Here is an 11,907-nt window from a genome sequence, read left to right on the forward strand (position 1 = left end):
ATATCTTATGAATTTGATATATTCCCTTAAGCTTATTATCATATAAAAAGGTATCAAAACATGACACCTTTATAAGGAGGTTTAGATGAAGAAATCAGAAAGATTAAATGATATGATCAGATACTTAAACAGTCGAGAGTTCTTTAATTTAAATGACCTGATGGATAAATACCATATTTCAAAAAGTACAGCTCTACGTGATATTCATTCATTAGAACAATTAGGTATGCCTATTTTTTCGGAACATGGCAGACATGGGCGATATGGTATCTTAAAAAATAGGTTGTTATCTCCCATTATTTTCACGATGGATGAAGTATATGCTCTGTACTTTGCAATGTTGACGTTAGAAGCTTATCAATCCACCCCCTTTCATTTAAGTATTAATAAACTCAATGAAAAGTTTGAACACTGTCTTTCTAAAACACAAATAGACCAGATTCATAAAATGAAAAAGGTCTTACAATTTGAAGTATATCAGCATACTCATGTTAGTCGTTATTTAGATAAAATTCTAACAAGCATTCTTAATGAGAGTACCTGTAAAGTTAAATATGTAAAAAATAATCAGAAAAAAAGTTACTATATTCAATTTTTCAAAATTTCCGCTAAGTTTGGTCAATGGTATGCTACTGGCATAGAGTTAAATACGAATAAATATAGAGTTTTCAGATGTGATCGAATAACCTTAATAGAAGAAGAGGAGAGCAATTCTGACTTTTCTATAGATGAGCTCCTTAATCGTTCATTAGAAATGTATCAATCCGAGAAGAGCATTGACTTTGAAGTAGAGATTGTAGAACAAGCGAAGGACATTTTCTATAAAGAACATTATCCCTCTATGAAAATAGAAAATGGTGATAAGACAGTCATTAAGGGATTCTATAATCCTGGAGAAGAAGAGTTTATCGCTCATTATTTTATGAGATATGGTCATTATGTACGATCTGTGAAGCCTGAATCTTTAAAACAGATTATTAAAGAAAAAGTTGAGCATCTCTTGAACCACTATCAAAAATTATAAGATCATCGAAGGTTTGTTCAACATTTCCTCTACCTTTTAGCAAGGAAAAGAAGGATCAAGCTCCTTTTCCTTGCTAACGATGACATTTGAATTATGGCTTCCGTTTGGCGATAACAGCATAGGAGACCGTTCTTGTGAATCCAGTTGGATTCCATGCAGTAAAGAACCATCTGTCTTCCGCCGCAGAATAGTTATCGAGAAGAAACCCTTGCTGATTTCCAGAGAAAATCCATGAACCGCTAATCAGATTGTAGGCGTTACCGTTAATCGTAGTGCTTCTAAAGCTATTTGGGGGGATAGTAACCGCAGCGAAAGTGAAACGCGCAAATCCATCTCCAAGTTGAGTTACACGAATGGCTTTTTTAAGATTCATAACCACGTGACTTCTTTTTTTTAACTTTCTTCCCAACTTGGCTTCCGCATTTTTAATTTTCATTAAGGTTGCCTTTCTCAAAGAAATCATCTCCTTCATTGTTTTACTTATAGTTAATGATGGAGTAGATACTTTTGAATGGACAAAATCCCCGGTAAATTGGCTGGATTTTCTGGAGGTGCTAAAACAAAGAGCCCTTCCTTAAATAAAGGAGGGCTTGACACAGCTACTCTTATTATTTTCCGTTTCTATACCGATTTTGTTAAGCCAATACGAGTGATCATGGTGTCATACGGATCTAATTCCATCGTTTGTTTGCCATATTCCGTATCAACCGTCGTTCTTTGAAGTTGATCGCTATTGTTAATAACCACCAACATTTTACTTTCTGGATAATAAGCACACTCTGTATATAGGTTATCCGTAATATACTTCGTTTCATGTAACTCATTGCCCGCAAAGCGAATCATATTCAGCAGCAATCTTGTGTTCTCCCAGCTGAATTCGAATGAAGGAAGGTAAATTCCCTTTCCTTTACCGAAGGCATGTATAGACAGTGTTATCATACCACTTGCTTCCTCCACTACCACAGCTGACCCATCCGTAAGATAAATGCTATTCTTTGGCGTTATACTTGCCCCCTCAGGCACCAAACCATACTCATCCCTAACCTCATATGTCCATCTTCCATGACCTACCCTGGAGCCTGTATCCTCATCCAGTCCGAGAACATGCGCCATTCTAAAAAAGCTGTCGTGACCTTCTACCGCCGAAGGCTGATTGATGCCAATAAAGGTACCCCCCTCATAAACCCATTGGGTCAGTAAGTCCACACACTTGTTGTCATTCCAGTACTCCCCACCACTCCATGCTGAACCAGCAGAGCCGGCATTGATCACTACATCACAATCCTGTAGAATTCCCTGACGGATATCTTCAAAATTAATGAACTGCACTTCAACCGGCAATCCAGATAAAGCTTCATTGACATGAATCAAATCATGCATATACGTTTCATGGAAATGGCCGGACAAGGTCCACGATCTCAATTTCCCCCAGCTATGCAGAATAGCTACCTTCGTCTTCATTTGATAGGGTTTGCCTTCATGATGTAGTTCTTTAATTTCTCTAAATTCATTGGCAATCTTTTCGATATAGTCACAAAAATCCGGGTAAGGCTCTACAAGATGCAAATATCCCCCCAGCCCAATCCGGTCAATAGGCTCCCGCAGCAAGGCGCGCCGGATATTAATCCAATACTTTTTGGCATCCAGCGTGGGGTTTCCCCCTTCCATAAAGGTCGGAAGCCCGCCTAAGCCAACCGGAAATAAGTAAGGATGCAGCCGAATCTCATGTGTATTCACTTTTACACCTGAACACAGCCTCGCCTCATAACCTGAGAATACACATTTAATCAACCCGTCAAATCCAAACTCTTGAAAACGGTCATTGTAAGGCTCCATGCCAACCCAACTGTCATCATAGAAAACATAGGCCAGCTTGTCGTGCTTATGCACAATATCAATTAATTTCTTGCCAAATTCGATTACAAAATCATTGATAAATGCCATCCAATCCAGCTTGCGCTGCTCAGCCGGGATATGACTGACGCGGTATTTCCCGCCATTAACAAAATCCTCGGCAGTCATCGAATACCCGTATTTCTTGGCAAACAGATCAAGCGCCCTTGAGCTTACCGTAAAATCGTATGAACCCCAGTCTGAGAACAGATGGCGATTGCGCTCATTACTGCCCCAGATCCAGACGAAATTATAAAATAAGGAGGTAAACCGAACAACCGTGGTTTCCTTATGATGAAGACACCAATCTTCCATCCAATCCAGCAGATATTGTTGCGTTTCTGCATAGATAGGATCAATCTGCATCAAATGCTCTTTGTCCCAATGATTCGTGGTGTGATTGTACATGGAAATCTCTTCCCAGATCCGGTAGGCCATAAAGCTTACCGTGTATTTATGCCAAGGAACAATTCCGGTAATGACCACATTTCCGGATTCCCTTTCATAATTCCACTGTTCTCTTGGAACTTCCTCTCCGGTCGTTCTGTCAAAAACCTGCCAATAGTTAAACGCTTCTTTGGAATCATTCACTTTGAACTGTTCAGCAAAAAAATCCTCCATCAGATAGATGGACACATAATCTTGTACAGCTACCTTTGGATTTGTAATTAAAAAACACTGCTGCAGCTTATCCAGATTACGGGACGCCCACTCATTATGATCTCTGATGATACAGATTGTCGAATATATGCCGTACCCAGCGTTAATAATCTCATCGGACAATTGCGTGCCGTCACTATCACGGATGACATCGGCACCCCACCGTTCAGCTAATTTCAGGGTCAGCGCCTCATAACCGGATTCTCCCGGTAGTGTAAAGTTCCCCGTAGTTTGTTTGGACAACTTGCTTCCCTCCTAATTCAACATATCAGACAGAAAGGCCAATGCCAGGCCTTGACCCCAGCCCTGAATCCAGTCCTTTGGAATATTGCGATACCCATCCCGATCTTTCATAACCGCTGTGCCGCCCGACACACCTAGTACCCGACCGTCCTCGCTAATATGGTTCAAGATGCCCTCCAATGCCTTTTGCACGTATTTGGTATGCAGCGGATTGCCGTTATTGATCATGGCCGCCGCGATACCGCAAGATGCCGACACTTCTTCATAGGACTCCTCGTCATCCAGTACCGTCCGCCACAAACCATTCTCCGTTTGAACACCCTTTAGTGCCGCCAGTTGATCCCGAAGCGAACACTCTACGTCCATGCATTGCGGATACAAGTACCAGTCTTTTAAATGAATTTTGACTTGCGACATGGTATATGCTCCCCAAGCATTCGCTCTCCCCCAGAAAAATCCGGACATGTGATCCTGCTTGACATTATTGTAGCCATGGTACCAGAGACCGCTACTAGGGTCTTGCAGGTATTTGATATGCCAGTAATATTGATTTAAGGCGTCCTGGATCATTGCCTCATCCTTTAATTTGGTTCCTACACGCAGCAGAAAAAATGCCGCCATAAACAATGTGTCCGCCCATGCCTGTTCTGGAAAATCATTAGCCACGGATACCGTATGCTGCAAAACATGGTCTCCGAACCGGAGAGCATTGTTTTGGATGTAATCCACCTTGCTCATCACAATATCCCAATATTTTGGGTCTCCTGTTTCTTCATACAACGTGATCAGCATATGGCCCATAGCACATGTGTTTACCGTCCAGTGCGGCAGACCCAGCTCGATATATTCATCCGCCCACTGCACAAGCATATTTAAATACTCTTTATTTCCTGTTTTCGTATAGGCTCTGGATACACCATAGTAAGCCACACCGCAGGGCCAATCCCACGTTAAATCCATCGTCATGGTTTTTCTGACGACTTTGTCGATAACTTTTAATATCTCTTCCTTGTCACAAACCAATTGAAGCATCTTTATTCCCCTCTCTTAGCGCCCACGCTCCCAAAAGCGCTTGAGAGCTGTTCGTCACTATTTTGAAAACGCTTTACTTATTCCATTCTACGCAGTAAAATAGTCTCCATCTAAGCATATTCGCAACAAAACTGCGCATTTCCAATCATTTATGTGAGGATTTTACAAAATCCTGATGTATATCTGCTGGTTAAAACCAAAGTCATGGGGGTATTGAATATGCCCAGAAAAAAGAAGCCCGTTATAGAATATCGACACTATAGCTTGCCCATAAATTTCCCTGTCTTGCTATTAAGCGGTGAACGTTGGAAGATTTCTGATATTAAAAGTGAGCATCTCCATTTCCATAACCATTTGGAGATTGGTATATGCTATTCAGATAGCGGCGTCATGGAGATCAAAGGAGAATCTGTACCCTTCAAAGCCGGCGATGTGACCTTCATCCCCAGGTATCTTCCTCATACCACGTATAGTTCGCCAAATACAGCCAGTCTGTGGTCTTATATCTTTTTTTCACCAGAGGATCTCTTTCAACATTCATTTAAAAGTGCTTACAGCAACTTCGAACCAAATTTGTGGGTGGTGAAGGGAAAAAACTGTATATTGAATAAGGAGCAGTATCCCAAGGTTTATACACTTGCAACTTCGATCGTAGAAGAATTAAAACAGCAGAATCCTTACTATCAGGAAAGTGCCTATGGCTTATTGCTATCCCTTTACATAGAACTCCTTAGAATTCATTCCAGGAATGAACTGTTGGCAGATCAAGAAACAGAGCATAGCCTGAAAAACGATTTTGTCATTTCTCCGGTTTTGGAATACATCACGAAAAACTATATGAACCCCATTACGATGGATTTTTTGGCCGACCTGTGCCATTTAAGTACAACTCATTTTCGAAGAAAATTCCATGAAATTATGGGGACGTCGCCTCTCGATTTCCTAAACAGCACCCGAATCGAAGAGGCTTGCAAGCAGTTAAAAAGCACGGAGGATTCTATTCTTTCGATCTCCGAACAAGTCGGTTTTCACTCCATTTCCAGCTTCAACCGTTGCTTCTCCAGGCTTATGGGAAAGCCGCCAAAAGAATGGCGTAAAGGGGCACAATCTGAAGCGCAATCTGCGAAAGCGTCTATACTGGAGTTTACGGGATGGGTTTAGCATAACAGCAGAAATAAACTTGATAAAACGAACTCAACCTCATGAATATGGATTAAACCTGAGCCATATAAATATAGTCTGCATGTGGAGCCTAAAAATAAACGTAATGATGAAATCGGTGAATCTCACAATATGACAACAGATGTTATATTATACTTTGGTTGAAGTTAAACAAAGGAGATGCTTATGATGAATCAAGAACTAAATCAACAATTAGGTGAGATTATTGAGCAGTTCATACATTCATTTATAGCAGAAAACAATAACATTCGATCTCAAAAAGTAATCAACACTGCAGATGGGGATACAATAGCTCATTTAAGGGGAATTGGTTTTCCGAAAAAAGGAAGACCGATACAAGAGGTCGTCGATGAAATGAGGAAAAACGTCTATCCTCACCAAACCTTCATGCAACACCCTCGCTTTTTCGCATTGGTTCCTGGTCCAATGTCTCTTTACTCGTGGTTAGGAGATATCATGACTAGCGCCTATAATACCCATGCCGGAAGCTGGATGCTGAGTTCGAGCGCAAGCCTTTTAGAGGGGGAAGTGATACGGTGGATGTGTGACCAAGCAGGATATCCCAATACTGCTGGAGGCTTATTTCTGTCGGGCGGATCGCTGTCGAATTTGACCGCTTTAGCGGCTGCACGCAATGCAAGGTTATCCGAGCAGGAATATGCCATTGGAACTGCTTATGTTTCAGATCAAACTCATTCATCGGTCGCCAAAGGGCTACGCATCCTCGGATTCCGTAGTGATCAAATCAGAAAGGTTCCAAGTGATACAAATTTTCGTATGGATGTTTCAGCCTTAGAGAAAAAAATAATGGATGATCAGGCGACTGGCATGAAACCTTTTGCGATCATTGCCACGGCAGGCACAACCAATACAGGAAGCATTGACCCGCTAAACGAAATTGCTGACCTATGTGAAAAACATAACATTTGGTTACACGTGGATGGAGCTTACGGTGCATCGATTTTGGCCTCTTCGAAATATAAGCCCCTTTTGAGCGGAATATCGCGTTCAGATAGCATTACCTGGGATGCACATAAATGGTTAATGCAGACATATTCCTGTAGCGTAGTTTTAGCCAAAGAAAATCAACAGCTCAGAAACTGCTTCAGCACACATCCAGAATATTTGAAAGATGCCGAGACTAATGAAGAACATATTAATTATTGGGATCTGGGTCCTGAATTAACGCGGCCTGCTCGAAGTTTGAAACTATGGGTGACACTACAAGCTTTAGGAACTAATGCTGTCGGTGAAGCCATAGAGCATGGAGTTCAACTCGCAGAATGGGCTGAAGATGAAATCAAAAAACATAATCATTGGGAAATTGTATCCCCCGCTAAGTTAGCGATTGTTAACTTTCGATATGCGCCAACTGGATTATCTGAGCAAGAATTAGATTCACTGAATAGAAGGATCTCCCAAGAAATGACGACAAACGGATACGCCTCTGTGCTTACAACACAACTTAATGGAAAAACGGTTCTCAGAATCTGCGCAATTCACCCAGACACTACGGAAGATGAGATAAGGAATACAATTCAGCTTTTATCGAATATAGCAAGATCATTGAATGAGAGAAAAGTTTTTTTACGATGAAAAATTTTGAAACTAATTGCTACACTTTCTGTAAATAAATGAAAATGCTCAGCATTACGAAAATAAGAGGGGCACACCGCCCCTCTTTGCTGTTTTCCCAGACATCCAAATTATTTGCCAATGTGCAATGCAGCAACAATGAACAGCACTTAATCCTGACACGACGTGCCCCCATCAATGAAAGTTATTTATTTTCATAACGTACTACGCCGTAGTTCATAAAAATACTGCACAATGGGATGCTTTAACTTCATCTTCTCGGTCATGTTTAATATTCTTTTTTTTCCAACTCGTCTGTCCACTAAAGCTAAAATATTCAATAAGATATCATTACTCTCTAAGCTTTCCTCTATAGAAGTAGTTAAAAATTTATTAGCTACAACATTAAAATTAGACTTGCTTAATGAGGCCTGTGCTGAGAAAAGCTCCTTTGCATGTTCTGATATTTTTCTACCTCTTGCAATTACTTGTAGACGCTCCTCGGGAACGTTCCCATTAGTATCTTTTCTGACCGTTTCAATGTCTTCATTGCTGATAGGAACTTGGATATCTGGATCATTCTTGATTTCCAACTCCGTCTGATACCATTTGATCGAACTAGTGATATCATTCATATTGAGTATGTTCTTCTTATCTACAGTTATATAACAGATTCCAGACTTATCAGGCAAATAACGGTAACTGGTCGCTCGGTATTCGACTCTTCCGTCTAACGCAGGACAGCGGAAGCTCTCCAGTTGTTGCTTCAATTTACTCCAGGACATATATCCTCCTATGTTTTCAATGCCTACTAACAGCCCGTCTCCCAACTTGGCAATTTAATTTCCACGTTCCTCTACCTCATCATGATCCTTGCTTCCAAACTCATCAAGCAATGTACGCACTTCACTTGTTGATTTGGCGTTCATTAAGCTGTTTCTGAGTTCACTTGCCCCTCGGAATCCACGGACATATATTTTGAAGAAGCGGGCGAGAGGGCTGAACGAACGTGGCTCCTGCGCTGAATAATGATCATGGAGATCTAGATGAAGCCGTAGCAGTTCAAGCAATTCCTCACTGCTGTGTTCCTTCGGCTCCTTCTCAAACGCAAATGGATTCTGGAAAATACCACGCCCAATCATAATGCCATCCACACCATATTGCTCAACGAGCTTCAAGCCGGTCTGACGGTCCGGAATATCTCCGTTAATGGTCAGCAGTGTATCTGGTGCCACCTCATCACGAAGTTTCTTAATCTCCGGAATTAGTTCCCAGTGAGCGTCTACTTTACTCATTTCCTCTCTTGTCCGCAGATGAATGGACAAATTCACAATGTCTTGTTTCAAAATATGGGTCAACCAGTCGCGCCATTCGTCTACGGTAGTGAAACCAAGCCTTGTTTTTACACTGACGGGCAGTCCCCCGGCTTTGGCGGCCTGAACGATATCCGCTGCGATTTCGGGACGGCAGATCAGGCCGCTTCCCTTCCCATTCTCGGCTACATTCGCTACAGGACAACCCATATTAATATCGATGCCTTTGAAGCCTTCTTTCGCCATACCGATGCTCATTTCACGAAAATATTCCGGCTTATCTCCCCAGATATGGGCCACCATGGGCTGTTCATCCTCTGTAAAAGTCAAACGCCCGCGTACACTTTTGTTCCCCTCCGGGTGACAATAACTCTCTGTATTCGCAAACTCCGTAAAAAACACATCCGGTCTGGCTGCTTCACTTACGACATGGCGAAACACAACATCCGTCACATCTTCCATCGGTGCCAGTATAAAAAAAGGTCGTGGCAAATCACGCCAAAAATTATTCGTCATATCAAAAACTCCTCTATAAATACCAGGACAAATCTTTGGTCCCAAAATGGTAAAGCTAACCTGTTCATGTCCTTGCTTCTTCTTCACATATAACATGTTTAAGCAACGTAGTCCAAACGGCAGTATATGTTAAGCATAGACATCTAAATGAGTATATCATACTCAATAGAGGAGCATACTCCCCAAAAGACTCGCAAAAAAAAGGAAGAGCGCAGCCCCTCCTTGCCATCTTCTATAACGTACTGCACCGCAGTTCATAGAAATACTGCACGGCATAACTTCCCCCAGCCTACGTCGTTCCCATGCGAATAGCTTAAAAAAAGAGCCGAGGAATAATATCCTTGGCCCACTTCGTCAATTTCTACACATGAATACCCAACATTTTCAGCTGATGCCACACGAGCATATTTATCAACATCTACACGATTTAGGTACGTTTCGATAATCTTATTGATGTTTTTATCAGTAAGTTTGTTTTGATTTTCACCTTTTTCAAACGCCAATACACCTCAACTATTAGCCTTTTCTGACCAACAGCGCAACACTCTCCACATGAACCGTATGCGGGAACATATCCACAGGCTGCACTTCCACTGTACTGTACCCACCATCCTCCAGTATCCTTAAATCCCGTGCCAGTGTGCTTGGGTTACAGGATACATACACCACGCGTTCTGGCTTCATCTCCAGAATGGTGTCGAGCAGACGTGGATCACAGCCCTTACGGGGCGGATCGACGACGATAACGTCGGCGGTGATGCCTTGCTCTTTCCACGCAGGAATGACGTCCTCGGACGCGCCTACCTCAAATTTCACATTACGCATTTCGTTCAACAGCGCATTACTTCGTGCATCGTCGATGGCTTCTTTGACGATCTCCACCCCATACACCTGGTCCGCATGCTGAGCGAGGAACAGAGAAATCGTACCGATGCCGCAATACGCATCAATCACCGTTTCTTTGCCTGTGAGCCCGGCATATTCGACGGTTTTGCCATACAGCACTTCCGTTTGTACGGGATTCACCTGATAAAAGGATCTTGGGGAAATCGCAAACTGTACGTTTCCAATGTAGTCGTAGATCACGTCACGACCCCACAGTACACGAGTCTCGTCGCCAAAAATAACGTTCGTTCGCTTTGTATTCACGTTCTGGCATATGCTTGCCACGTGTGGAATATGCTCACGGATACTGCCGATCCACGCATCTGCATGCGGAATATCTCGTCCATTCGTGACGAGCACCAGCATCATTTCACCCGTGCGAAAAGCGGTCTTTACAACGACATGGCGCAGTAGCCCACGTCCGGTTTCTTCATTATATGCACTGATGCCCAGCATTCGGCCAATCTCTTTCACACGTGCGACAACTTCGTCATTACGCTCGTCCTGAATGAGACAGGTGTTCATATCCACAATCCGATGGCTGCCACGTGCGTAGAAGCCACCGACAAGCCCGCCCTCTGTGACACCAATCGGCACCTGGGCTTTGTTGCGATATCGCCAAGGCTCACTCATACCGAGTGTAGGATGCACGACTACGCCATGTACACGCGACATACTGTCGGCATTTCCATCCGCATTCATGGCCGAATCAGCAGTCGTGACTGTATCGGCCTCACCATCTGTATCCGCAGAAGCAGCCAAGACCTGTGCAGTATGCTCACTGGGCTCTGTAGCCACACTCAGCTTCCCGATACGCTCCAGCACATCCACGACATGCTGGCGTTTCCAGCTGAGCTGCGCTGCGTAGCTCATGTGCTGGATCTGACAGCCACCGCATTGATCGTAGATAGCGCACGGAGCTGCAATCCGGTCAGGGCTAGCCTGCGCAATATCCAGCAGCTTGGCATAGCCGTACTGCTTTTTCGTTTTCAACACCTTTACTCGTACCTTTTCACCTGGCAATGCACCCGGAACGAACAGCGTAAAACCCTCAACACGTCCTACACCCTCGCCATCGTGGTTCATGCCGATGATGTCTATCACAGCCTCATCGTTCTTTTGCACAGGCAGATCGCTACGCTCTACACTAGACCGGTTACGATTGGAAGCATCATGACTTCGTCCACCGTTGGAAGAAAGACGAGTATCTCGTCCGTTCTTTCTCTTCTTCCTATCCGAATCATTCATATTTTCATTCACATTTCCATTTTTATATTTGATTTCGGCTTGAAGTAACCCATTTCCAGCTCTAACTTGAGACTGTTCCGGTTCGCTCTCTCTTGTCGCCTTCATAGTGTTTTGGTGCTGATTTCCTTGAACAGGAGTTGCTGTTGCTGCATTCCGGCGGCTTTTTCCACGTCCGCTACGGTTATTCGTCATGATTGTCACTTCTTTCTGATCTTCTTTTTATGCGGTATTTTCCTTCGGACGTCTAATTAGAATGGTCATCTAAACATACAAACATCAACTCGAAAATGCCGTTACTCCCCACGGAGAACGGCAAGAACCAATATGTTCACACAA

General features: G+C 43.0%; 10 protein-coding genes. 3 read left to right on the top strand and 7 right to left on the bottom strand.

Annotation, left to right across the window (positions count from 1 at the left end; translation table 11 throughout):
• Positions 1 to 85: 85 nt before the first annotated feature.
• Positions 86 to 1,024, top strand: a complete 939-nt coding sequence (locus ACEN8J_RS17935) for a helix-turn-helix transcriptional regulator (protein WP_029517106.1) — start codon at positions 86 to 88, stop codon at positions 1,022 to 1,024.
• 91 nt (positions 1,025 to 1,115) lie between these two features.
• Here ACEN8J_RS17935 and ACEN8J_RS17940 read toward each other — a convergent pair whose 3' ends face one another.
• The 3 genes from ACEN8J_RS17940 to ACEN8J_RS17950 all read right to left on the bottom strand — a co-directional run bounded on the left by ACEN8J_RS17940 (position 1,116) and on the right by ACEN8J_RS17950 (position 4,852).
• On the bottom strand, positions 1,116 to 1,487 hold the full coding sequence (locus ACEN8J_RS17940; RefSeq protein ID WP_238437976.1) for a hypothetical protein: 372 nt from the start codon (positions 1,485 to 1,487) through the stop codon (positions 1,116 to 1,118).
• 158 nt (positions 1,488 to 1,645) lie between these two features.
• Positions 1,646 to 3,820: a 1,3-beta-galactosyl-N-acetylhexosamine phosphorylase gene (gnpA, locus tag ACEN8J_RS17945; protein WP_029517108.1), complete on the bottom strand. Its 2,175-nt coding sequence runs from the start codon at positions 3,818 to 3,820 to the stop codon at positions 1,646 to 1,648.
• A gap of 12 nt (positions 3,821 to 3,832) precedes the next feature.
• Positions 3,833 to 4,852, bottom strand: coding sequence for a glycoside hydrolase family 88/105 protein (locus tag ACEN8J_RS17950; RefSeq protein WP_069012888.1), 1,020 nt, complete (start codon positions 4,850 to 4,852; stop codon positions 3,833 to 3,835).
• A 219-nt stretch (positions 4,853 to 5,071) separates the two neighbouring features.
• On the opposite strand from ACEN8J_RS17950, the gene ACEN8J_RS17955 reads away from it, so the two are divergent.
• Both ACEN8J_RS17955 and ACEN8J_RS17960 read left to right on the top strand, forming a co-directional pair.
• Positions 5,072 to 6,013, top strand: coding sequence for an AraC family transcriptional regulator (locus ACEN8J_RS17955; RefSeq protein WP_069012887.1), 942 nt, complete (start codon positions 5,072 to 5,074; stop codon positions 6,011 to 6,013).
• 186 nt (positions 6,014 to 6,199) lie between these two features.
• Positions 6,200 to 7,630, top strand: a complete 1,431-nt coding sequence (locus ACEN8J_RS17960) for a pyridoxal phosphate-dependent decarboxylase family protein (RefSeq protein ID WP_495593809.1) — start codon at positions 6,200 to 6,202, stop codon at positions 7,628 to 7,630.
• A 194-nt stretch (positions 7,631 to 7,824) separates the two neighbouring features.
• Here ACEN8J_RS17960 and ACEN8J_RS17965 read toward each other — a convergent pair whose 3' ends face one another.
• The 4 genes from ACEN8J_RS17965 to rlmD form a co-directional block, all read right to left on the bottom strand.
• A complete protein-coding gene (locus tag ACEN8J_RS17965) occupies positions 7,825 to 8,394 on the bottom strand; it encodes an SF0329 family protein (protein WP_340884425.1) in 570 nt (189 codons plus the stop codon).
• Between the two features lie 54 nt (positions 8,395 to 8,448).
• Positions 8,449 to 9,438 (bottom strand): tRNA dihydrouridine synthase, encoded by a 990-nt coding sequence (locus ACEN8J_RS17970; protein WP_449292574.1) that lies wholly within the window; start codon positions 9,436 to 9,438, stop codon positions 8,449 to 8,451.
• Positions 9,439 to 9,692: 254 nt separating this feature from the next.
• Positions 9,693 to 9,941 (bottom strand): N-6 DNA methylase, encoded by a 249-nt coding sequence (locus ACEN8J_RS17975; protein WP_445671522.1) that lies wholly within the window; start codon positions 9,939 to 9,941, stop codon positions 9,693 to 9,695.
• A gap of 13 nt (positions 9,942 to 9,954) precedes the next feature.
• Positions 9,955 to 11,763 carry a 23S rRNA (uracil(1939)-C(5))-methyltransferase RlmD gene (gene rlmD / locus ACEN8J_RS17980; RefSeq protein ID WP_495593810.1) on the bottom strand — a complete coding sequence of 603 codons (1,809 nt, stop codon included), beginning with the start codon at positions 11,761 to 11,763 and terminating at the stop codon, positions 9,955 to 9,957.
• Positions 11,764 to 11,907: the final 144 nt, after the last annotated feature.

This window comes from Paenibacillus sp. Paensp38, from assembly GCF_059491915.1.